This is a genomic window from Shinella sp. (assembly GCF_052438155.1).
Classification (GTDB): Bacteria; Pseudomonadota; Alphaproteobacteria; order Rhizobiales; family Rhizobiaceae; genus Shinella.
In genome coordinates, this window is the sequence record NZ_JBQVPI010000002.1 from 221,509 (window position 1) to 243,509 (window position 22,001).

At 64.2% G+C, this 22,001-nt stretch carries 26 protein-coding genes; 14 read left to right on the forward strand and 12 right to left on the reverse strand.

Annotated elements, in window-relative coordinates:
• The first annotated feature begins 17 nt into the window (after positions 1-17).
• Entirely contained in the window at positions 18-539 is a 522-nt protein-coding gene (locus ACT6VE_RS05690) for a superoxide dismutase family protein (RefSeq protein ID WP_444797642.1), read from the forward strand.
• A gap of 15 nt (positions 540-554) precedes the next feature.
• Here ACT6VE_RS05690 and ACT6VE_RS05695 read toward each other — a convergent pair whose 3' ends face one another.
• From ACT6VE_RS05695 to ygfZ, 4 genes are read right to left on the reverse strand one after another with little or no spacing between them, the layout of a single operon-like run.
• Entirely contained in the window at positions 555-1,532 is a 978-nt protein-coding gene (locus ACT6VE_RS05695; RefSeq protein WP_444797643.1) for an NUDIX hydrolase, read from the reverse strand.
• Positions 1,529-2,062 carry a tyrosine phosphatase family protein gene (locus ACT6VE_RS05700; protein WP_444797644.1) on the reverse strand — a complete coding sequence of 178 codons (534 nt, stop codon included), beginning with the start codon at positions 2,060-2,062 and terminating at the stop codon, positions 1,529-1,531. Before ACT6VE_RS05700 ends, ACT6VE_RS05695 begins: the two co-directional genes overlap by 4 nt.
• A gap of 2 nt (positions 2,063-2,064) precedes the next feature.
• The gene (locus tag ACT6VE_RS05705; RefSeq protein ID WP_444797645.1) at positions 2,065-2,694 is read right to left on the reverse strand and encodes a YfbR-like 5'-deoxynucleotidase; all 630 of its coding nucleotides are present in this window, start codon (positions 2,692-2,694) and stop codon (positions 2,065-2,067) included.
• The gene (ygfZ, locus tag ACT6VE_RS05710) at positions 2,691-3,536 is read right to left on the reverse strand and encodes a CAF17-like 4Fe-4S cluster assembly/insertion protein YgfZ (RefSeq protein WP_444797646.1); all 846 of its coding nucleotides are present in this window, start codon (positions 3,534-3,536) and stop codon (positions 2,691-2,693) included. The genes ACT6VE_RS05705 and ygfZ overlap by 4 nt, the downstream gene beginning before the upstream one ends.
• A 217-nt stretch (positions 3,537-3,753) precedes the next feature.
• On the opposite strand from ygfZ, the gene ACT6VE_RS05715 reads away from it, so the two are divergent.
• Complete coding sequence (locus ACT6VE_RS05715) at positions 3,754-4,356, forward strand: nucleotidyltransferase domain-containing protein (RefSeq protein WP_444797647.1); 603 nt, start codon at positions 3,754-3,756, stop codon at positions 4,354-4,356.
• A 2-nt stretch (positions 4,357-4,358) separates the two neighbouring features.
• Here the strand turns inward: ACT6VE_RS05715 and ACT6VE_RS05720 are convergent, their stop codons facing one another.
• The 4 genes from ACT6VE_RS05720 to ACT6VE_RS05735 form a co-directional block, all read right to left on the reverse strand.
• The gene (locus ACT6VE_RS05720) at positions 4,359-5,144 is read right to left on the reverse strand and encodes a hypothetical protein (RefSeq protein ID WP_444797648.1); all 786 of its coding nucleotides are present in this window, start codon (positions 5,142-5,144) and stop codon (positions 4,359-4,361) included.
• Positions 5,145-5,196: 52 nt separating this feature from the next.
• Entirely contained in the window at positions 5,197-5,466 is a 270-nt protein-coding gene (locus ACT6VE_RS05725) for a hypothetical protein (protein ID WP_150129906.1), read from the reverse strand.
• A gap of 92 nt (positions 5,467-5,558) precedes the next feature.
• The gene (locus tag ACT6VE_RS05730) at positions 5,559-5,984 is read right to left on the reverse strand and encodes a TIGR02301 family protein (RefSeq protein ID WP_444797649.1); all 426 of its coding nucleotides are present in this window, start codon (positions 5,982-5,984) and stop codon (positions 5,559-5,561) included.
• Positions 5,981-6,415: an NUDIX domain-containing protein gene (locus ACT6VE_RS05735; protein WP_069059300.1), complete on the reverse strand. Its 435-nt coding sequence runs from the start codon at positions 6,413-6,415 to the stop codon at positions 5,981-5,983. The genes ACT6VE_RS05730 and ACT6VE_RS05735 overlap by 4 nt, the downstream gene beginning before the upstream one ends.
• Positions 6,416-6,475: 60 nt before the next feature.
• Between ACT6VE_RS05735 and ACT6VE_RS05740 the strand changes: the two genes are divergently transcribed.
• A complete protein-coding gene (locus ACT6VE_RS05740; protein WP_444797650.1) occupies positions 6,476-7,240 on the forward strand; it encodes an SOS response-associated peptidase in 765 nt (254 codons plus the stop codon).
• A 30-nt stretch (positions 7,241-7,270) separates the two neighbouring features.
• On the opposite strand, the gene ACT6VE_RS05745 is transcribed toward ACT6VE_RS05740, so the two are convergent.
• Both ACT6VE_RS05745 and ACT6VE_RS05750 read right to left on the reverse strand, forming a co-directional pair.
• Positions 7,271-7,453: a hypothetical protein gene (locus ACT6VE_RS05745; RefSeq protein WP_069059298.1), complete on the reverse strand. Its 183-nt coding sequence runs from the start codon at positions 7,451-7,453 to the stop codon at positions 7,271-7,273.
• Between the two features lie 183 nt (positions 7,454-7,636).
• Positions 7,637-7,795 (reverse strand): hypothetical protein, encoded by a 159-nt coding sequence (locus tag ACT6VE_RS05750; protein WP_444797651.1) that lies wholly within the window; start codon positions 7,793-7,795, stop codon positions 7,637-7,639.
• Positions 7,796-8,097: 302 nt separating this feature from the next.
• On the opposite strand from ACT6VE_RS05750, the gene cysS reads away from it, so the two are divergent.
• The 7 genes from cysS to rarD all read left to right on the forward strand — a co-directional run bounded on the left by cysS (position 8,098) and on the right by rarD (position 14,605).
• Positions 8,098-9,531, forward strand: coding sequence for a cysteine--tRNA ligase (cysS, locus tag ACT6VE_RS05755; protein ID WP_444797652.1), 1,434 nt, complete (start codon positions 8,098-8,100; stop codon positions 9,529-9,531).
• Complete coding sequence (locus tag ACT6VE_RS05760; RefSeq protein WP_444797653.1) at positions 9,528-10,010, forward strand: GFA family protein; 483 nt, start codon at positions 9,528-9,530, stop codon at positions 10,008-10,010. The genes cysS and ACT6VE_RS05760 overlap by 4 nt, the downstream gene beginning before the upstream one ends.
• On the forward strand, positions 10,007-10,498 hold the full coding sequence (locus tag ACT6VE_RS05765; protein WP_444797654.1) for a GFA family protein: 492 nt from the start codon (positions 10,007-10,009) through the stop codon (positions 10,496-10,498). Before ACT6VE_RS05760 ends, ACT6VE_RS05765 begins: the two co-directional genes overlap by 4 nt.
• A 2-nt stretch (positions 10,499-10,500) precedes the next feature.
• Positions 10,501-10,974 (forward strand): GFA family protein, encoded by a 474-nt coding sequence (locus tag ACT6VE_RS05770; protein ID WP_444797655.1) that lies wholly within the window; start codon positions 10,501-10,503, stop codon positions 10,972-10,974.
• Complete coding sequence (gene pip, locus ACT6VE_RS05775) at positions 10,971-11,930, forward strand: prolyl aminopeptidase (RefSeq protein ID WP_444797656.1); 960 nt, start codon at positions 10,971-10,973, stop codon at positions 11,928-11,930. The genes ACT6VE_RS05770 and pip overlap by 4 nt, the downstream gene beginning before the upstream one ends.
• Positions 11,931-11,933: 3 nt before the next feature.
• Positions 11,934-13,550: a citramalate synthase gene (gene cimA / locus ACT6VE_RS05780; RefSeq protein WP_444797657.1), complete on the forward strand. Its 1,617-nt coding sequence runs from the start codon at positions 11,934-11,936 to the stop codon at positions 13,548-13,550.
• Between the two features lie 110 nt (positions 13,551-13,660).
• Positions 13,661-14,605 carry an EamA family transporter RarD gene (gene rarD / locus ACT6VE_RS05785; protein WP_444797658.1) on the forward strand — a complete coding sequence of 315 codons (945 nt, stop codon included), beginning with the start codon at positions 13,661-13,663 and terminating at the stop codon, positions 14,603-14,605.
• A gap of 62 nt (positions 14,606-14,667) precedes the next feature.
• Here rarD and ACT6VE_RS05790 read toward each other — a convergent pair whose 3' ends face one another.
• Entirely contained in the window at positions 14,668-15,288 is a 621-nt protein-coding gene (locus ACT6VE_RS05790) for an LOG family protein (RefSeq protein ID WP_444797659.1), read from the reverse strand.
• Between the two features lie 161 nt (positions 15,289-15,449).
• On the opposite strand from ACT6VE_RS05790, the gene ACT6VE_RS05795 reads away from it, so the two are divergent.
• A complete protein-coding gene (locus ACT6VE_RS05795) occupies positions 15,450-17,795 on the forward strand; it encodes a LysM peptidoglycan-binding domain-containing protein (protein ID WP_444797660.1) in 2,346 nt (781 codons plus the stop codon).
• Positions 17,796-17,960: 165 nt separating this feature from the next.
• Positions 17,961-19,853, forward strand: a complete 1,893-nt coding sequence (locus ACT6VE_RS05800) for an ABCB family ABC transporter ATP-binding protein/permease (protein WP_444797661.1) — start codon at positions 17,961-17,963, stop codon at positions 19,851-19,853.
• On the opposite strand, the gene ACT6VE_RS05805 is transcribed toward ACT6VE_RS05800, so the two are convergent.
• Complete coding sequence (locus ACT6VE_RS05805) at positions 19,854-20,501, reverse strand: VOC family protein (RefSeq protein WP_444797662.1); 648 nt, start codon at positions 20,499-20,501, stop codon at positions 19,854-19,856.
• Between the two features lie 152 nt (positions 20,502-20,653).
• On the opposite strand from ACT6VE_RS05805, the gene ACT6VE_RS05810 reads away from it, so the two are divergent.
• Positions 20,654-21,163: a hypothetical protein gene (locus ACT6VE_RS05810; protein WP_444797663.1), complete on the forward strand. Its 510-nt coding sequence runs from the start codon at positions 20,654-20,656 to the stop codon at positions 21,161-21,163.
• A gap of 106 nt (positions 21,164-21,269) precedes the next feature.
• The gene (locus tag ACT6VE_RS05815; RefSeq protein ID WP_444797664.1) at positions 21,270-21,968 is read left to right on the forward strand and encodes a phosphatidylserine decarboxylase; all 699 of its coding nucleotides are present in this window, start codon (positions 21,270-21,272) and stop codon (positions 21,966-21,968) included.
• Positions 21,969-22,001: the final 33 nt, after the last annotated feature.

Here is a 22,001-nt window from a genome sequence, read left to right on the forward strand (position 1 = left end):
AATCGGAAGGACGCATCATGTTGAAGATCGTTGCGCTCGCCGCCGCGGCGGGCACCTTTGCGGCACTCGGCGCGCCCGCTTTCGCCCAGCAGGCGAAGAACACGGCGCAGGCCAATTTCGTGGACCAGTCCGGCAAGGAAACCGGCCGCGCGCACCTGACCGCCGGAAATGACGGCGTCCTGTTCGAGGTGGAGGTTTCCGGCCTGACGCCGCGCAAATGGGTGGCGCTGCACGTCCATGAGACCGGCACCTGCGATCATGCCGATGGCCACAAATCGGCCGGCGGCCACTTCAATCCGGATAAGAAGGACCACGGCTTTGCGTCCGCAACCGGGCCGCATGCCGGTGACCTGCCAAACCAGTATGTTTCGGAAGACGGCGTGATGCGCGCGCAGATCTACACCACCATGGTGCGCCTCGACGATGCCGAGCGCGGGATCCGCGGTCGCGCGCTGATCGTTCACGCCGGTTCGGATGATTATCGCACCAATCCGGCGGGCGGCGCAGGCGATCGGCTCGCCTGCGCGGTGATCGAATAGGCACAGGCAACCGGTTTAGCGCATGCCGACCTTGAGGCCGGGGGCCGGGCGCTCTTCGAAAATCCGGCGCCGGAAGCGGAAGAGGGCGGCGGGGCGGCCGCCCGTGGCGGCGGTGGAGCAGCCGGTGGGCTCGACGAGTTCGGCGCCCTCCACCAGGCGGCGGAAGTTCTGCTTGTGCAGATGCCGGCCGGAGATCGCCTCCACGGTCGCCTGCAACTCGGTCAACGTGAATTCCGGGGCCATCAATTCGAAGATCACCGGGCGGTATTTGATCTTGCCGCGCAGGCGCGCCATGGCGGTCGCGAGAATGCGGCGGTGGTCGTGCCGCATGGCAATGCCGGGGGACGTACCGCACGATTGGGCACGGCCGTCCGTCACGGCCTCTTCGGCAAGGCCAGCCTCGTAGAGCAATTCATACCGTTCCAGCACGCGTTCTTCATCCCAGGGGAAATCATCGAGGCCGAAGGCAAGGCGGATGCGTGTGAACGGCAGGGGCGTGGTCGCCACGCGCTGTTCAAGGTTCCCATCCGCGACCCACCTTTTCAAGGCGGGCAGGATCAACTGGTCGATGACCGCAGGCCGCCCCTGCCGCCAGTCCTCCCAGGGAAGATACGTGTACCAGTCGCGCCACGCCGCGCCGGCTTCGGCCAACCGTTCGTTCGCCTCGGCGTCGGTGCGGGTGAGCGCGAGATAACCGACCGAGACCATGTGCGTGCCGGCTTCGTCCGGCAGTTTCTGGCGGCCGCGGTCGCCGAATGTGTAAAGCTGCTCGATATAGCCGAGCTTCAGCGCCGTCTGCGCCTCCACGCTTGCGCGCAGGCTCGTCTCGAAGGTGCGGTGCTGCTGCGGGTCGAAGGGGCCGAAGGGCAGGGCGTCGCGACCATCCGTGCCGTCACGGCCGATCGCAAGGATGCAGGGGCTGCGACCGGAAATCGCGACGACTGCCGCATTGAGGCCGATTTCGACCGGGGGGCGAGCGCTGGTTTCCGTCATCGCACGACCGCCTCCGGCACGACCGAGAAGGTGAACGGGCTGTCGCCGACATAGTTTGCACCACGGCCGATCGCCTTGACGGCGGCAATCAGCCGGCCGCCGCGGGAAAGCACATGGTCGCCGATCTCGATCAGCCGCGCATTCGGCGTCGCCTGAACGGAGGCGCGGCGCAGGCGCTGTGCCAGTTCATGCTCGTCCTGATCCGGCTCAACGGCCAGCGCGGCGAGCAGGGCTGCGGCCGGCGAACGGGAGACCCCCATCATGCAATGGACGAGCAGCGGTGCCTGCCGATCCCAGCCGCGGGCAAAGCCGACGATCGCGGTGACATGCTCCTCGCCAGGCGCGACGAGATTTCCCGTGCCGGCAAAGGCAATGTCGTTGACGCCAAGGATCATGTGACGCTCGGCGGCGATAACGGCCGGCCGATGAAAGCCCTGCTTCGGAGCGACGAGGCTCAGCATTTCGCGACAGCGATGGCGGACGGCAAGTTCGGCGATTTTTCCAAGCGGCGCGACGACGATCATGTCCATCGTCACACCGTCGCGGCGAGAGGGCCGCGCCCACGGTCCAGGGCTTCGAAGCGCTCGACAAAACGGCGCTGCGCCTCGATGGCGGGAAGGGGCGCAACGTCGATCATATCGAGCGTTATGCCGCGTGGCGCGCCGAAGAATTTGACAGCCTCAGCATGGGAAAAGCCGGCCAGTTCTGTTGCCTCGAAGAAGGCGGCGACCTGATCGGCCTTCTTGATCTTTGCCTTCAGCGCGGCTGGCGTCGTCGATGGCAGGCCGAAGCGCAAATGCACGGCTGCCTCCAACCGTTTTTCCACCGTCTTGTAGCCGCCGCCGACAACGGCCTTGAACGGTGAAATCATGTCGCCGATGACATATTCCGGCGCATCGTGCAGCAGCGCAATCAGGCATTCGCCGGCATCGCAGCGGTTCTGCTGGCGGAAGATCGTTTCCACGACAAGCGAATGCTGCGCCACGGAAAAGGCATGGTCGCCGTTGGTCTGGCCGTTCCAGCGCGCGACGCGGGCGAGACCATGCGCGATGTCGGACAATTCTATGTCGAGCGGCGAGGGATTGAGCAGGTCGAGGCGGCGGCCGGACAGCATGCGCTGCCAGGCGCGCGGCTCTTTCTTCACGCGCGTCGCTCCGCTCATTGCGCCGGCACCTCCGAAGCCTCTTGCGGGAAGGCAAGGCCGGTCCAGGCGGGGAGTTCGAGGGTCACGGGCGCACCGTCGGCGGTGATCGGCGTACCGCTCTGCATGGCGTCGGCCGCGCGGTCGATTCGCACGATGGCAAGGCCGAGCGCGCCGGAGACGCTGCCGAGCGTGCCGATCGGCTTGCCGCCGGCGAAAAGTTCGGTGCCGGTTTCGGGAAGGGCGACATCACCCTTGACGATGACGGGCCGGCGACGGGCGGTGCCGCGATGCTGCATGCGGGAGACAACCTCCTGCCCGACATAGCAGCCCTTACGGAAGGAGAGGCCGCCGGTGAGATCCAGGATGATATCGTGCGGGAAGGCATCGGAAAGCGCATAGTCGCGGCCAGATTCCACAATGCCGGCGCTGATGCGCAGCGTGTCGAAAAGTGTCGGATCGTCGCTGCCGCCGGCGCCCGGGCGGCGCGAGACATCGCGGCCGGCCCCGGCGAACCGGGCGTCGCGCGGTGCATCGGCTTCAACGTCGTCCCAGGCGATCGTCGCGTTGCCATCGCCGACGATGGCGAGATCGACCGCGGCGCGCAGCTTGTACATGGTGAGCCGCTTCAAAAGCGCATCCCGCTGGTCTTCGGTCGTCTCGATCAGCAAGGCGTCCGCGCCGTCGCGGCGGATCAGGAAATCGAACAGGATCTTTCCCTGTGGCGTCAGCAGCGCGCCGGGGCGGACCTCGCCGTCGGGCAGGTCGGGCAGGTTGGTGGTGATGAGTGCTTGCAGGAAGGTCTCGGCATCCTTGCCGGAAAGGCGGAGAAAGGCGCGGCCGGAAAGCGTGACGGAAGGCATGATTCGATCCAGATTTTTCGCGCACCGGCGCCAGCCGGCGGCAGGCGGTGCACCATCGCACCCGTTGAGACAGAAGTAGAATGGCCGGGCCGCTTTCGCAAGGTCACGGCGCTCTTGCCACAGCGACCGGTGCCCTGTTGGTCATCTGCCCTGATCTCTTGTCCGGAGCCCTGGGATGGTTATGAAGGGAGCTCCACCAGAGCGAGGCAGAGACATCATGACACCAGCGCCCCTGCCACATGACGCCTGGTCCGCCTGGCATCCGGTGGAACTCGCGCGCCGGCTTGCCGGTAGCGCGCGGCCGTGGTGCGTCGTCGGCGGCTGGGCTTTGGATCTCTGGCATGGCGTCGAGACGCGGCCGCATGAGGATCTGGAATTCACCATCCTGCGCGATGACTTTCCGCTATTTCGCACGGCCCTGTCGGGGCTGCGTTTCCATGCGGTGGGCGATGGCCATGTCGAGCGGCTTGCTGCAGAGGCGCTGCCGCCTGCCGAGATCGCACAGGTCTGGTGCGAGGATGTTGCAGCGCGCCGCTGGCGTGTCGATATGATGATGGATGACGGCACGCCGGATATCTGGGTCTACAAGCGCGATGCCTCGATCCGGCGTTTACGCAGCGAGATGGTGTGGACCAGCAGCGATGGCATTCCCTACCTCGCGCCGGAGGCGATCCTGCTTTTCAAGGCTAAATACCAGCGGGAGAAGGACGAGGCCGATTTCGCACTCGCGCTGCCGAAGCTCGACGGGGCGCAACGGCACTGGCTGAAAGCCGCAATCGCAAAGGCCCATCCGGATCATGCGTGGCTGGGCGTACTATAGGCTCACTCGCCGGTGACAAAGAATTTCCACTGGCCGTCCGGCGTGATGCCGACGCGATAGAAATTATAGCTGCCGAATTCCTGCATTTCGGCAAAATCGCCGGCCGTCACGATGCGCAGCAGCTCCACCTTTTCCGGCGGCGTCAGGCCGGCGAGGGGCTTTTCGGTGAAATAGGGCCAGACATACATTTCCTCCGGCGTGCCCGCGCCGACATGGGCAAAGCCGGTCGCCAGCACGTCGAGCAGGATTGCCAGCACCTCGATGCCTTCCGGATCGCCGGACTGACCCTTGAGCGTCTCGACCGGGCCCTCCTCGGTCTCGACTATCGAGACCTGCGTCTCGGTCATGCCCTTGCCGAGCAGGGGGCGCAGGCGCTCGATATCGCCGGAGGCGGCAGCCTCGACGATCAATTCGCGCATGCGGCGCACGGGTTCCGGCGCCTTGCTGATGTCGTATATCAACTCGGCCGGCACATCCGGCTCTTCGACGGTCTTGTCGTCGATGGCGGGGTCATTGTCCGCCGGCTCGGTCACCGCCTGGTTCCGGCGAATCAGCGGGTCGGGCATGGGGAGTTCGAGCGGGCCGGTCTCTTCTTTTTCCTCGGTCTCGACGGGGGGCGCTTTTTCCCCTTCGGCGGGCTTCTGCGGCACCTGCCCCTGTTCGTCCTTCAACTCGCTGAGGGCAAAAGCCGGGCGCGCGATCGCGGTCAGCGCCGTCGTTCCAGAAAGCACCGACAATACGATGAGGCCGCTGTAAAACAGCTTTTTGCCGTCAGCCGACATCTGCATGACCTGTCTTCCCAGCTTGGAGCATTTTAAACGCAATTCCGCTGGAATTGCTCTATTGCAGGATGCGCTCGGGGGAGAATTCTCCGGCCAGCATGCGATCGCGCAGCGAATCAAGCATGGCTTCCGCACCGCGTTCGCCCTGCGTGCGAATCGTCTCGCGCAAGGCGAGCGCGATGGCCGCGTCGGCGATGATTTCCGGTTCAATACCGTCCGCCATGCCGTCCGCCCAGGCTTCGTTCTGGTATTCCAGAGCGGCCTGCATCTTCTCGTGTACGATCATCTCGTCGATATCGTTGAGAGTAGGTTCCATTGATCGGTCCATGCGCGGCATTCAGTTCTTACTCGACTGTTAACGACCTTAGCAGCCTTTTCCCAAAACGGCACTGGCTGCTGAAGAAAGAGGTTAATTAACCGCTAATTTCCAAATCGCGCGGTAATTTCTGTGGCAAGTGTTGCACCTTCGTTACGGTATCTCTCTTCTGCGACAACCGCCGAGTCGGTGCAAGCGGTATAGATGGCGGCAAAGGAACGGTATCCACGATTAAAGGCGGCGGTCAGTTTTTCCTGCCGCTTCGGCTCGTTTGCCGCTTCCATGTCGATCAGCCGTTGCACGGATGCCCGCCAATTGTCCTCCGCCTTGTCCATGCACAGATTGCGCAAGTAGTGGACCGCGCCGATGATTTCGGAAAGCCGCTCCAGCCGCTCGTCATAGGGCGTGGGCTTTTCCTCGACGGGGGCAGCGCTCGGCGTTTCCTTGGCTTTGTCACCGGCCGTCTGCTGGGCGAAAGCCGGCGCTGCGAGGAGAAGACTGAGGAGGAGAACAAGGCGAATCACCGTCATGCACTCCGCTTCGCCCGCTCGGCTTCCAGCCGGCTGATGCATTCGCGCACGCTGTCGGGCGCGGGCAGGTTTTGGATCTCCTCTGCCGAATACCAGCCAACGCTTGCCGCATCGTCTGAGGCGACGGCGACCGCCGTCTCGTCGGCCTTCACCTTGAAGACGGAGAGAAAGAAGGACGGGCTGCCGGGGCCGTCTTCATGGCCGGGCAGGTCATAGGTCGCAAAAAGCATGGGTTTTTCGGCGCGAATGCCGGTTTCCTCATGGAGTTCGCGCAGCGCCGTTTCGGCCGGTGTCTCGCCGTCTTCGCCGCGTCCGCCGGGAAAAGCGTACATGGCGTCCGATGGCGGCTTGCTGCGCAGCACGAGCAGATAGCGCCCGTCGCGCTCGATGATGGCGGAGGAGGCGGGCTGGGGTTTCTTCGATTTCTTCATCGCGGTCCGGTTCGCTTGCGCTTCATTGACCCCTTATAGGCAAAGTGCGATGACGACGCCATGTGTGGACGATTTGCATTGCTGGCCAAGGCCGATCTCATGCGCGAGTTCCTCAATGTCGTGAACATGGAGGACCCGCCGCCGCGCTACAATATCGCGCCGACGCAACCGGTGCTGATCGTCGTCGCCAGCGACAAGCACGAGCCCGGCAGCAACCTGCCGGAGCGCAAGGCGATGTTGGTGCGCTGGGGCTTCATGCCGGGCTGGGTGAAGGATCCGCGCGATTTTCCTCTGCTCATCAATGCCCGCGCCGAAACGGCGATCGACAAGGCCTCGTTCCGCGCCGCCATGCGCCACCGTCGCATTCTTATGCCTGCCTCCGGCTTTTTCGAATGGCGCCGGCCGGCGGAGAAAGGGGCGAAGTCGCAGGCCTACTTTATCCGCCCGAAGAAGGGCGAGGTCGTTGCCTTTGCCGGCCTCATGGAAACCTGGTCCTCGGCCGACGGTTCGGAAGTCGATACCGGCGCGATCCTGACGACGGCCGCGAACAACGACGTCGCCCGCGTTCACGACCGCATGCCGGTCGTCATCCGTCCAGAAGACTTTTCACGCTGGCTCGATTGCAAGACCCAGGAGCCGCGGGACGTCGTGGATCTCATGAAGCCGATCGACGACGGCTTCTTCGAGGCGATCCCGGTGTCCGACAGCGTCAACAAGGTCGCCAATATGGGGCCGGATATCCTGCTTCCGGTCGAGGAAATGCCGCCGGAAACGAAAAAGGGCGCACAAGCGCCCCCACCGTCAGATCAGCTTTCGCTATTCTAGGATCAAAAAGTCCTGCTGCCTCGAAGCGGCTCAGTCGTAGAGCGGCTGAAGCACGGCCGGAATGTCATGCCCGCGGCGCTTGTCCTTGGGCTTCTGTTCAGGCTTGCACTGCGTGGCCGCCACGACGGCGCGCAGGCCGAGCGGCTTGTAGCGCTTCTGAAGGTTCTCTTTGGCTTCGGTATTCTGCACTGTTTCAGTGCGTGCGGTAGACATTGTCACTCTCCTGAAGTGTCTTTCATCGGGCGGCCCATTCGAACTTCCCCTGGTCGCTGCCCCAATGACCTATGCATTTACGGGACCTGTTCGGCCAAATTCTGCTCAAATCTTGATCGCTCTGCGGCGAATGGTCGAAAAGGGCGGGTTTTTGCGATCAACAATTGTGACTGCTGATAACATTCATTTGCGCGGCGTCTGGCGCACGCGCCCCTGAAGGAAGGCGGTGATGATGGCGCGCAGGCTGAACGGGTTTTCCTGCTTCTCGCCGGACGGCGGCCGCTCCTCGCAGCGTTCGGAATTTTCACATGTCTTGGCATCCTCGCATTTCGTATTCCTCATGGCGTTCCCCTGGTTTTCCGGCGCTTCCGGGCCGGTTCGATGGCTCCTTTCTCTCATGCGGACAGAGGGCGCCGTGTCACCGCGGTAACAGGCGGAAGCGCAAAGGATTTTCGTCGGGAAAGCCATTCGCCCGCTTGACCGGACGCGTGCATGGCGCGATAAAGCAGGCCATGAAAACGGTACTCTGCATCCGCCGGAGCATTATTCGCTAGCGCACGCGCTGGCCCGGCCGTTTTCGTCCCCCAAAATCCCTGGATGACAACGACCCGGCCAGCCGGGTTTACGCCTTTTGGGAGATTTCTATGGCCGAAAAACCGGTCCTGACGCTGTACAACACGCTCACGCGGTCGAAGGAGCCCTTTGCGCCCATCGATCCAGACAACGTGCGCATGTATGTCTGCGGCCCGACGGTCTATGACTTCGCCCATATCGGCAATGCCCGCCCGGTCATCGTCTTTGACGTGCTGTTCCGGCTGCTCCGCCATGTCTATGGCGAAAACCACGTCACCTATGCCCGCAACATCACGGACGTCGACGACAAGATCAACGCCCGGGCGTTGCGCGATTTCGGCGGTGAGATCGCGAGCGGCACACTGTCGCTCAACGCCGCGATCCGGCGTGTGACGGAGAAGACGGCGAACCAGTTCCATGCCGATATCGAAGCGCTCGGCGCCATGCTGCCGACGCACGAGCCGCGCGCCACCGAATTCGTGCAGCCGCGCGAAGACGGCAAGTCGGACATGGTCACCCTGATCGAACGGCTTATCGAGCGCGGTCATGCCTACCAGGCGGGCGGCGAGGTGCTGTTCGACACGCATTCCATGGCCGACTACGGCGACCTGTCGAAACGCAACCTTGATGAGCAGCAGGCCGGCGCCCGTGTCGCGGTCGACGCGCATAAGAAGAGCCCCGGCGATTTCGTGCTGTGGAAGCTCTCCTCGCCGGAAGAGCCCGGCTGGGACTCTCCGTGGGGCCGCGGCCGCCCGGGCTGGCATATCGAGTGCTCGGCCATGGCTGCCGCCTATCTCGGCGAGACCTTCGACATTCACGGCGGCGGGCTCGACCTGATCTTCCCGCATCACGAGAACGAGATCGCCCAGTCGCGTTGCGCGCATGGCACCAAGGTCATGTCGAATGTCTGGATGCACAACGGCTTCCTGCAGGTCGAAGGCCGCAAGATGTCCAAGTCCGAGGGCAACTTCTTCACGATCTCGGAACTGCTGGACGAAGAAAAGTTCGGCGGCCGCAAATGGCCGGGCGAGGTGCTGCGTCTTGCCATGCTGATGACGCACTACCGCGAGCCGATCGACTTCAGCGTGAAGCGTCTGGAGGAGGCCGAGCGCCTCCTCGCCAAGTGGCCGGCCGGCGGAAACCCGGCCGACGGCCGCGTGGATGAAAGCGTGCTGGCGCCACTGCGTGACGACCTCAACACCGTCGCTGCGGTGCAGGCGCTGCACGCGCTTGCCCAATGCGCCAACAGCGATCCGCTGATGCTCCCCGTCTTCGCCGCCAGCGCCGAGCTTCTCGGCATCGCGCCGAAGAAGGCCGAGGTGTCCAAGGCGCTGGAGGAAAGCATCGATTCGATCATCCAGCTTCGTCTCGAAATGCTGAAGGCGAAGAACTTCGCCGAGGCCGACAGGATCCGCGACGACCTCGCCGCGAAGGGCGTCCAACTCAAGGACGGCAAGGACCCCGAGACCGGCGAGCGCGTGACGACGTGGGAGGTGAAGAGGTGACCACACCCTTCTACACCGGCGGATGCCAGTGCGGCTCTGTGCGCTTCCATGTCGAAGGTGCGCTCGGGGAGGCGTCGGTCTGTCATTGCCGCATGTGCCAGAAGGCGAGCGGCAATTTTTACCTACCGCTGGTTTCCGTCCGGGCCGCGAAGCTCACCTGGACGCGCGGCGAGCCGAAGCGGTTCCAGTCGTCGAACCATGGTTATCGCGGCTTCTGCGCCGATTGCGGCACGCCGCTGACCTATGAGGCACCGGACGGCGTGGCGCTCACCATCGCGTCGTTCGACGATCCGGCCGAGATCGCCCCGCGCATCCAGTGGGGCATCGAGGCGAAGCTGCCCTATGTGGATACGGTCCATGACCTGCCGGGCGAGGACACGATGGCGGATCAGGATGCCGCGTCCTTCCTCGCCGACCTCGTCTCCTACCAGCACCCCGACCACGACACCGACGCCTGGCCGCCGGAGCGCAAGCCATGAGCATTTCGCGCATCTATACCGGCGGCTGCCAGTGCGGCGCGGTGCGCTACCGTGTCGAGGGCACGCTCGGCGATCCGCATCTGTGCCACTGCCGCATGTGCCAGAAGGCGGCGGGCAACTATTTCCTGCCGCTCGCCAATGCGTCGCGGGAGCGTTTTTCGATGACACGCGGCGAGCCCGGCTGGTTCCAGTCATCCGAGATCGTGCGCCGCGGCTTCTGCCGGGATTGTGGCACACCGCTGTTCTATGACGGCCTCGCCTCGGCCCATATCAACGTGACACTCGGTTCGCTCGACGACCCGGATGACGTGCGCCCGATCGCGCAATCCGGCGTCGAATCGCGCGTCGTGTGGTTTTCCCAGCTGCCGAAACTCGCCGAAAGCGAAAGCAACGAGGGCGAGGGTGGGGCGGAGCGCCACCTCACGATCCGCGACTCGAGCCGACAGCATCCCGACTACGACACCGATCACTGGCCGCCGGAGGAATAGACATGACCGAGACCGTTCGTACCGGAGGCTGCCAGTGCGGTGCCGTCCGTTTCCGCATCAAGGGAGAACTTGGCCGTCCGTCGATCTGCCATTGCCGCATGTGCCAAAAACAGTTCGGCGGCTTCTTCGGCCCGCTGGTCACCGCCAAGGGCGAGACGGAGTGGACGCGCGAGGAGCCGACCTATTTCCAGTCTTCCATCAACATAGCCCGCGGCTTCTGCAGGCATTGCGGCACGCCGCTGGCCTACAAACATCCCGGCGGGCTGGAAATCGCCATCGGCGCCTTTGACGATCGCAGCGATCTCGCGCCGCAGGTCCAGGTCAATTACGGCTCGCGCCTGCCCTGGGTCGAGACGATTTTCGCAACCCCCGTGCATGACGACCCGAACTATTACAGCCAGCAGGAGCAGATCATCTCCTTCCAGCACCCCGACCACGAAACCGAAAACTGGCCTGCCCACGGATTGAAATTATGAGTGAAGCCTTGCGTACCCTCTATCCCGAAATCGTACCCTATGCCTCCGGCCATCTTGATGTCGGTGACGGGCACGTCATCTACTGGGAGCGGGCCGGCACGCCGGGTGCAAAGCCCGCGGTCTTCCTGCATGGTGGCCCCGGCGGCACGATCTCGCCCAACCATCGCCGGCTGTTCGATCCGGCGCTCTACGACGTGACGCTGTTCGACCAGCGCGGCTGCGGCAAGTCCACGCCGCACGCGGAACTGGAGGCCAACACGACCTGGCACCTCGTCGCCGATATCGAGCGGCTGCGCGTGATGGCGGGTGCGGAAAAGTGGCTGGTCTTCGGCGGCTCCTGGGGTTCGACGCTGGCGCTCGCCTATGCGGAAAAATACCCGGAGCGCATCTCCGAACTCGTCGTGCGCGGCATCTATATGCTGACCAAGGGTGAACTCGACTGGTACTACCAGTTCGGCGTCTCGGAAATGTTTCCGGACAAGTGGGAGCGCTTTCTCGCCCCCATCCCGCCCGGGGAGCGCCATGAGATGATGCTCGCCTATCATCGCCGCTTGACGAGCGACGACAAGGCGACGCGCATCGCCGCCGCCAAGGCCTGGAGCCTGTGGGAAGGCGAGACGATCACGCTTCTGCCGGAGCCGGCGACCAGCGATCCCTTCGCCGATGAAGACTACGCCCACGCCTTCGCGCGCATCGAAAACCATTTTTTCGTCAACGCCGGCTGGCTGGAGGAGGGGCAGTTGCTGCGCGATGCGCACAAACTCAAGGGCATTCCCGGGCTCATCGTGCACGGCCGCTACGACATGCCGTGCCCGGCGAAATATGCCTGGCAATTGCACAAGGCCTGGCCGGAAGCCGAGTTCTCGATCATCGAAGGGGCAGGCCACGCCTATTCCGAACCGGGCATCCTCGACCGCCTGATCTACGCGACCGATAAATTCGCGGGGAAAGTCTGAAACATGCAAAAAGACCGTATCCATCTTTTCGACACCACGCTGCGCGACGGCCAGCAGACGCCCGGCATCGACTTTTCCGTCGAGGACAAGATCGCGATTGCCGGCATGCTGGACGAGTTCGGCCTGGACTATGTCGAGGGCGGTTATCCGGGCGCCAACCCGACGGATACGGCTTTCTTTGCGAAGAAACGCACCGGCCGCGCCAAGTTCGTCGCTTTCGGCATGACGAAGCGCGCCGGCATTTCCGCCTCCAACGATCCGGGTCTCGCAGCACTGCTCGATTCGAAGAGCGACGCAATCTGTCTTGTCGCCAAGAGCTGGGACTACCACGTGCGCGTCGCGCTCGGCTGTTCCAACGAGGAGAACCTCGAAAGCATTGCCGAATCGGTGAAGGCCGTCGTTGCCTCCGGGCGTGAGGCCATGGTCGATTGCGAGCACTTCTTCGATGGCTACAAGGCGAACCCGGACTATGCGCTCGCCTGCGCCACCACGGCCTTCGCCTCCGGCGCCCGCTGGGTGGTGCTCTGTGACACCAATGGCGGCACGCAGCCGTCGGAAGTTCAGGCGATGGTGAAAACCGTCATCGCCGCCGGCGTGCCGGGCGAAAACCTCGGCATTCACGCGCACAACGATACGGGGCAGGCCGTCGCCAATTCGCTGGCCGCCGTCGAGGCGGGCGACAGGCAGGTGCAGGGCACGCTGAACGGCATCGGCGAGCGCTGCGGCAATGCCAATCTCATAACGCTCATCCCGACGCTGGCGCTGAAGGAAGCCTACAACGCGCGCTTCGAGATCGGCATCGATACGGAAAAACTGACCGGCCTCACCAAGCTGGCGCACACCTTCGACGAGCTTTTGAACCGTTCGCCGGACCATCAGGCGCCCTATGTCGGCGCGTCCGCCTTCGCCACGAAAGCCGGCATCCACGCCTCGGCACTGCTCAAGGACCCGCGCACCTACGAACACATCACACCGGAAAGTGTCGGCAACCTGCGCAAGGTCATGGTGTCCGACCAGGGCGGCAAGGCGAATTTCATCAATGCCCTGAAGCTGCGCGGCATCACGGTCGGCAAGGACGACCCGAAGCTCGACCGCCTCATCCAGATCGTCAAGGAGCGTGAGGCGACCGGCTACGCCTATGAGGGTGCGGATGCGAGCTTTGCGCTGCTTGCCTCCCGCACGCTCGGCACGGTGCCGGATTTCTTCCATGTCGAGAGTTTTCGCGTGATGGTCGAGCGTCGCTACGATGCGAACGGTCAGCTGAAAACCGTCTCTGAGGCTGTTGTGCGGGTCATCGTCGATGGCGAGACGATGATGTCGGTCGCGGAGGGCCACGGCCCGGTCAACGCGCTCGACCTTGCGCTGCGGAAGGACCTCGGCAAATACCAGGCCGAGATCGCCGACCTGGAACTGGCGGACTACAAGGTGCGTATCCTCAACGGCGGCACCGAGGCGATCACCCGCGTGCTCATCGAATCTACCGATGCCACGGGCGCGCGCTGGTGGACGGTTGGCGTCTCTGACAACATCATCGACGCCTCCTTCCAGGCGCTGATGGACTCCGTCATCTACAAGCTCCTGAAGAACCGCGCTGACGCCGGGCGGGTGGCCGCGGAGTAGGGGGGCATGTTCAGCGCCGCTCATCCTCCCTTCACCGGAATGAATTGGTGTATTCATGGCTATCAGAGTATTTCCGTTGGAAAATCCATAAATCGACGGGAAATGACACCATGGCCGACGCAAATTCCTCCAGCGGCCCGCAAACCGGCGATTCGCCACGCGGTTTTGCCTTTGCCCTGACCGCCTATGTGCTGTGGGGCTTCCTGCCCTTCTTCATGAAGGCCGTCGCCCACATCCCGGCTTCGGAAGTGGTGGCGCATCGCATCGTCTGGTCGGTGCCGCTGGCCGGTCTCGTGCTGATCTGGCTCGGCCGCACGGGGGATATCAAGACGGCACTGCGCTCACCGCGCATGCTTGCCATGGCGACGCTGACGGCCACGCTGATCACCGTCAACTGGGGCATCTATGTCTGGGCGATCGGCGCGGGCCGCACCATCGAGACGGCGCTCGGCTACTATATCAATCCGCTCTTCTCGATCTTCCTCGGTGCGGTCCTGCTGAAGGAAAAGCCGAACCCGGCGCAGATGGTGGCGATCGGGCTTGCCGCTTGCGCCGTGGCGATCCTCGCTTTCGATGCGGGCGGCCTGCCATGGGTGTCGCTCGGCCTCTGCCTGTCCTGGGGTTTTTACGCCTTCTTCCGCAAGACGTTGCCGATCGGCCCGAACCAGGGCTTCTTCCTCGAAGTGCTGCTGCTTAGCGTGCCGGCGACCGGTTACATCATCTGGCTGGAATCGACGGGGCAGGGCCATTTCGGCGATACCGGCATGACGGACGTGCTCTGGCTGCTCGCCACCGGCGTCATCACGGCCATTCCGCTGATGATCTACGCCAATGGTGCCAAGCTGCTGCGCCTCTCCACCATCGGCATCATGCAGTACATCGCGCCGACGATGATCTTCATCATCGCCGTCTTCGTCTTCGGCGAGCCCTTCGGCACCACCAAGATGATCGCCTTCGTGCTGATCTGGGCTGCACTCTTCCTCTATTCCGGCGCGATGCTGCGCTCGGCACGCGCAAGGCGGGTCGCGGCGACGGAATTGAAACCGGCAGAGTGACGCGCAAATAAAAAGCCGAAGGTTGCGGACCTTCGGCTTTTGCAATGCTTCAGCAGAATTCTTCAGAGGCGGGCGATGATGTCCGCTTCGCCGTCGCGGTCAACCTGGCCAGCCCAGTGCTCGACGAGCGCCGAGACGATCTCTTCCGGGTCGTCGATGACGAGCGGCTGGACGAGATGGGCGGTATGGATGAAGCCTTCGTCCGCCATGTGGCGGATCAGCTTCAGCATCGGATCCCAGAAGCCGCCGATATTGGCAAAAACCATCGGCTTGCGGTGGCGGCCGAGCTGCGCCCAGGTCATCACCTCGACGATCTCTTCCAGCGTGCCGATGCCGCCGGGCAGCGCCACGAAGGCGTCGGCGCGGTCGAACATCTTGTGTTTGCGCTCGTGCATGTCGGGCGTGATGATCAATTCGCTGAGCTGGCCCAGCGAATGACGGGTGGCCTCCATATCCACGAGGAATTGCGGTATAATGCCGGTGACGCGGCCGCCATGCGAGAGCACGCCGCTGGCGACCGCCCCCATGATGCCCTTCGTGCCGCCGCCATAGACGAGGCGGAGATGGTTTTCGGCCATCGCCTGGCCCAGACGTCGCCCGGCGGCGATATAGGACGAATCACGGCCCGGCTGGGAGCCGCAGTAAACGCAGACGGATCGAATCGGCAGGGTTTGTTCACTCATAAGGTGATTCAGCCACCCTGCCGGCAGCCCGTCAAGGATAATGACGAAAAAGCACGGGGTCGAAGCCCCGGATCGCCCCCTGAACCTTGTGTAAAACACCGGGAATCGATAGCAATTTCAGGAGGGGACCCCGGGAAACCGGGGCAGAAAGAGAGTTGATGATGAAGAACAAGACCGGTCTGGTGGCCTTGATCGTGCTGGCGGCGGCAACGCTGCTCATGGTTTTCTTCGTGCTGCCCAATATGAACAAGGACAAACCGGCGGAAACGACCGTCGCAACCCTGCTCGACAAACCGGCCGAGGGTGGCGGTGAGACCACGACGGCCGACGGCAAGCAGTCCCGCCCGGCGACGACCGAAACCGCAACCAGCGACGAGGCGACGACAGAAGGCGAGAAGCCGGCTGCCGGCACAGTGACCGCAACCGCGACCCAGGAAACGGCCAAGGCCGAGACAACGCCGACGGACCCCACCACAGGCTGGGTCGTGCCCGCCTTCGATCTGCTGCGTGTCGAGCCGGACGGCTCCACGGTGATCGCCGGTCGCGGCCAGCCGAACACCAAGCTGGAAATCAAGAACGGCGAAACTGTCGTCGCGACGGCCGATATCGGCCCGTCCGGCGATTTTGCCGCCGTCTTCGATCAGCCGCTCGCAGCCGGGGATTACCAGCTGACCCTCAACACCAAGGACGACAAGGGCGTCGCCAAAACCTCAGAAGAGGTGGCGACCGTTTCCGTTCCGTCGAATAGCGGCGGCGAACTTCTCGCCATGGTCTCCAAGCCGGGCGAGGCAAGCCGCCTGATCACCGTGCCGGAAACGGCCGAGAAGGCCGTTGGCGAGGCTGCTCAGAAGTCTGTCGAACAGGTTGCCGGTGAAACGGCATCCGCCACCGGCGAGGCCGCGACGAACCCTGAAGAGAAGGCCGCAGCTGCGACCGCTACAGATGGGCAAGCCGCGGGCACGCAAACCGCCCTGGCAACGGGCGAAGGCACCCAGCCGTCCGGCGAGGTCGCGACGGCTGATACGGCCGCCACTGCGGCGGACTCCGCCGACGCCGCCACGAAGGCGCAGGCCCGCGTTTCGGCGGTCGAGCTGGAGGGTGAGCGCATGTTCATCGCCGGCACGGCCAAGCCCGGCGCACTCGTGCGCATCTATGCCGACGACACGCTCGTCGGCGAAGCGAAGGCCGACGAAGCCGGCCGCTACGTGGCCGATGGCGCGATCAACCTTTCGGTCGGCCGCCACACGGTCCGCGCCGACGTGATGAGCCCGGACGGCAGCAAGGTCGATTTCCGCGCCTCCGTTCCGTTCGATCGGCCGGAGGGCGAGCAGGTTGCCGTGGTGGCGCAGGACGATGCAACCGGCAATACCAGCCCGGCGCTCGGCCTCATCGGCGGCGGCATGTTCGACAAGCTGCGCGGGGAGGCCGACAAGGCGATCGCGCTGTTGAAGGGCCTTTACGCGAACGGCAAGATGCCGACCGTCGAAGAGCTGGCTGCCGCCCGCTCTGCCACGGAAATCGCGTTGAAATCGCTGTCCGAATTCAAGCCTGGCGCTGAAGAGGGTGAAGCGGCGCGTGAGATGGCCGCCAAGGCCTCCGCCGCGGCGACCACTGCGCTTACCCGCCTCCACGCCCTGCCGAGCGATGCCGCCTCCGTCGGCGCGGCCCTTGGGTCGATCGAGACGGCCGTTGCCGATGCGCTGGCACCCGCCATCGAGAAGGCTGAAACCGTGGTCAAGGCAGCGTCGTCCGCTGCCGATACCTCCATCGACGGCATGGCCGCGCAGGCGACCGTCCTGCAGCAGCAGTTCGTCACGCTGTTCTCCGAGGGGCGCAATGCGGCGCCGGCGGAGATCCAGACCGCCCGCACGGCGCTCGAAGCTGTGCTCAAGGGCATCGCCGGCTTTGCCCCGCCGGCCGGCGCGGCTTCGGACGTGGCTACCGCCATCGAGAAGCTGAAGGGCTGGGCCTCGACGGCGCTCGACCGCCTCGCTGCCGTACCGGCCGGCGCCGGCAAGGAAGCCTACCAGCAGGCGCTGGTCGCCCTCGAAGGCATGCCGTCGCTGACCGCAGCGGCGAATGCCGTGGCGACCGCAACCGAAGGGGTGGGCGGCGCACCGGTTGCCGAAACCACGACCCCGGCAGAGGAAACGACGACGGCCGGCGGCACTGCGACCGGGAGCGAAAGCGGCACGGCCGCCAGCGGCACCGGCACGGCGGCGGGCAGCGGCGAGGCGGTTGCGGAAGAACCCGAAACTGTCGAGCAGGCGCCGCTGCAAGCCAGCAAGACCTCGGTCATCATCCGTCGCGGCGATACGCTGTGGCAGATCTCCCGCCGCATCTACGGCAAGGGTGTGCGCTACACGACGATCTACCTCGCAAACGAGGCCCAGATCACCGATCCGGACCGCATCATTCCCGGCCAGGTTTTTGGCGTGCCGGACAAGACGATGGAGACCGACGCGGAAGCCGAGAAAATGCACCGCAAGCACGTGCGCGGCAATTGATCTACGGCAATGTCCTGCCGGCTGTTGCGAAGCGGCCGGCAAGGACCTATCTCATGGATGCGGCGCCCAGCGGGCGCCGCATTTTCATTCGAGCAGTCCTGGAGCGCCCGAAGCAATCGGGGCCGGGACTCTATGGGGCCGGGCAGCCGTCCCGCGGAGGCCAGCGTGGCGACGACGAAAAAGACGGTTTCGGCCGATAGCAGCAATCCCTTTCACACGCTGGTGAACCTCTGGCCCTACATGTGGCCCTCCGACCGGCCGGACCTGAAGATGCGCGTCGTCTGGGCCTCGGTATTCCTGCTCCTGTCGAAGATCGTGCTGCTGCTGGTGCCCTATTTCTTCAAATGGGCGACTGATGCGCTAAACGGCAAGGCGGACGCCGTCTCCCTGCTGCCGACCTTCATGCTCGGCGCCGTTATGCTGGTGCTTGCCTATAACGGTGCGCGCATCCTGCAGGCCGGTCTTAACCAGCTTCGCGACGCGCTGTTTGCCAGCGTCGGGCAATATGCGGTGCGCCAGCTTGCCTACCGCACCTTCGTGCACCTGCACCGCCTGTCTTTGCGCTTCCATCTGGAGCGGCGCACCGGCGGCCTGTCGCGCGTCATCGAGCGCGGCACCAAGGGCATCGAGACGATCGTGCGTTTCACGATCCTCAACAGCGTGCCGACCTTCATCGAATTCCTGATGACTGCCGCCATCTTCTGGTGGGGCTACGGGCTGCAATACCTGCTCGTCACCGCTGTCACCGTCTGGCTCTACATCTGGTTCACCGTCAGGGCGAGCGACTGGCGCATCGCCATCCGCCGTTCGATGAACGACAGCGACACCGAGGCGAACACCAAGGCGATCGACTCGCTGCTGAACTTCGAGACAGTCAAGTATTTCGGCAACGAGGAGATGGAAGCCCGCCGTTTCGATCAATCCATGGAACGCTACGAAAAGGCGGCGACCCAGGTCTGGACCTCGCTCGGCTGGTTGAACTTCGGCCAGGCGCTGATCTTCGGCGTCGGCATGGCGATCATGATGGGCATGTCGGCGCTTGCCGTTCAGCGCGGCGAGCAGTCGCTCGGCGATTTCGTCTTCATCAATGCCATGCTGATCCAGCTCGCCATCCCGCTCAACTTCATCGGCTTCGTCTACCGCGAAATTCGCCAGGGCCTGACGGATATCGAGCAGATGTTCGACCTGCTCGAGGTGGAGCAGGAGGTACAGGACAAGCCGGGCGCCACGGAACTCGCCGTCTCCGACGGGGCGATCTCCTTCAAGGACGTGCATTTCGCCTATGATGCGGCACGGCCGATCCTCAAGGGTATTTCCTTCGACGTGCCGGCGGGGAAGACCGTCGCCGTCGTCGGCCCCTCCGGCGCCGGCAAGTCGACACTCTCGCGGCTGCTCTACCGGTTCTACGACGTGCAGGAGGGCGCGGTCACCATCGACGGGCAGGATGTGCGCGACGTGACGCAGAAAAGCCTGCGCTCGGTGATCGGCATGGTGCCGCAGGACACCGTGCTGTTCAACGACACGATCGCCTACAACATCCGCTACGGCCGGCCAGGCGCCAGCGACGCGGACATCATGGCTGCCGCCGAGGCCGCCCAGATCGGCCCCTTCATCCGCCACCTGCCGGAGGGGTTCAAGGCGATGGTCGGCGAGCGCGGCCTAAAGCTCTCCGGTGGCGAGAAGCAGCGCGTCGCCATCGCCCGGACCATCCTGAAGAGCCCGCCGATCCTCATCCTCGACGAGGCGACCTCAGCGCTCGACACCCGCACTGAGCAGGAAATCCAGGCCGCACTCGACGTGGTCTCGAAGAACCGCACCACGCTTGTCATTGCGCATCGCCTCTCCACCGTCATCTCGGCCGACGAGATCATCGTGCTGAAGGACGGCGTGATCGCCGAGCGTGGCACGCATGGCGAATTGATGCAGCGCGACGACGGCCTCTATGCCTCCATGTGGAACCGCCAGCGCGAGGCGGTCCAGGCCGAAGAGCGGCTGAAGCAGGTGCGCGAGAGCGACGATCTCGGCATCATCGTGCGTGGTGTGCCGGCGGCCGAGTGATCAGTCGCCGGGACCGGCAAATAGGATCAGGTTGCCGTCTGGATCGAGCACGATGAAGGTGCGCGTGCCCCAGGGCTGTGTCTTCAAGGTCGCGTGGAAGGCGACGCCCGCCGCCTGATAGTCGATGAAGAGTTGCTTGATGGCCGCTGCGCTGTCGAGCGTGATCGATGCCGACAACAGTTCCTCGCGTGCGCGGATATCGCCGACGAAGACCGGTTCCGTGACCTGCCGCAGGCACAGCCGTGCGCGGTCGCGTTCGACAACGCCGTAGAAGGGTGGTTCGCCATAGGCGAAATCGACGGCGAAGCCGAGCTTCTCCGTGAAGAAGGCGAGGGCGGTGGTAAAATCGCGCGCATAGAGGACCGGTTCGGCGCCACTGAGCGCGGGGCGTTCCTGTGAGGTTGCGGTGGGGTTGCTCATGCTCTGGGCTCCTGCCTTGAGCGCCGGCCAATCCGCAAAACCATTCTGGAGGGCGACAAGCGCCTGTGCGTCGGCAAGCGAGAACGGCGCATCCAGCACATCCCGGTCGGTGAGATCTTGGAACTCGGGCAGGGTGGCGCGGATGACCGCGGCCACCGGATGGTGCCGTTCACGATGCCAGCGCACATATTGCTTGGCTTGTTTCCTGAGGTTTTCGAGGTTCGGCATGGGCGCAGCTACGGTTTCGGTCGTAGGTGGGCATTGCCCCTTCGGCCTCGCCGATGCGCCCTACAGCAACGGATAAATTGTGCCTCCGTTGATCAAATCTTGTCAACACCGCGTTAGAGGGATGTGGCACATGAGAGATGTGGAGGTCGATGATGGACAGAATCGGCGAGGATGGCCTGTTTCGGCACCGCGTGCCGGTGCCTCTTGCCCTGCGCATCTTTCTCGTCGCTGCCGGTCTCTTCGTCATCATCATCGCGACCTGGGAGCTTTATCGCGGCGTCTGGCCGTTTAATTTCGCGAGCCCTTTCTTTCTCTTCCTCATTCTCGGCGCCTGGTCGGTTGGCGGGCCGGTTGCCTGGGCAGGCCTGAATGGTGCTTCCGGGGTCTGGATCGTCGGGCCTGGCCGCATCACGATCGAGCGCAAACGCCCGTTCCTCAAGCTCCGGCAGGACGTTTTCGGTGAGTACGATAGCATGCGCCTCGACGTGGTCGAAATGGAGGCCATGGAAGGGGATTCGACCTGGTCCGTGGTTCTGGTCGCCGCGGATGGTCGGCATTTCGAGACGCGTGAACTGCGCACGCGCGCCGCTGCCGAACGGCTACGCAATCGCATCGAATCGGCGTTCACATCGAAGGAACCTTTGAAGCCAACGCAGGATTGAGGGGACAGAAACGGGCTCTCGCTGGGGGCTATTCGCCGCGCCGCATTGCTCCCGTCCGGTTTTCACGCTAGGTCCATGGCGTGAAATTGTCAGGAGATGTCGGAAGATGAGTTTGGTCGATACGATACGCAGCACCCTGGTGCCGATCCATCGGGAGGGCTGGAAGTTCGTGGCCGGCTTCTTCGTCGTCTCGCTGCTGCTCGGTGCGGCCTGGGAGCCGCTGATGTGGATCGGCTTCGTGCTCACCGCCTGGTGCGCCTACTTCTTCCGCGATCCCGAACGCATGACGCCGCAGGACGACGACCTCGTCATCAGCCCGGCCGACGGCCGCGTCTCGGCGGTTGCCCTGGTGACGCCGCCGGCCGAGCTCGAACTCGGCGACGAGCCGATGATGCGCATTTCCGTCTTCATGAACGTCTTCAACTGCCACGTGAACCGTGCGCCGATGCGCGGCCGCGTCGCGCGCGTCGCCTATCGCGCCGGCAAATTTCTGAATGCCGATCTCGACAAGGCAAGCCAGGAGAACGAGCGCAACGGCCTCGTCATCGAGAGCGCGCATGGCCCGATCGGCGTCGTGCAGATCGCGGGCCTCGTCGCGCGCCGCATCCTGTGCTGGACCTCGATGAACGACAGCCTGGAGGCTGGAGAGCGTTTTGGCCTCATCCGCTTCGGCTCGCGCCTCGACGTGTTCCTGCCAGCGGGCGTCCAGCCGCGCGTCAGCGTCGGCCAGATGGCCATTGCCGGCGAGACGGTGCTGGCGGAATTCGGTTCGGACAAGGGCCCGGTCATCAGCCGTCGGGGGTAGAAGCTTGGGCGCGGACTGCGAATAGAGCAGGTC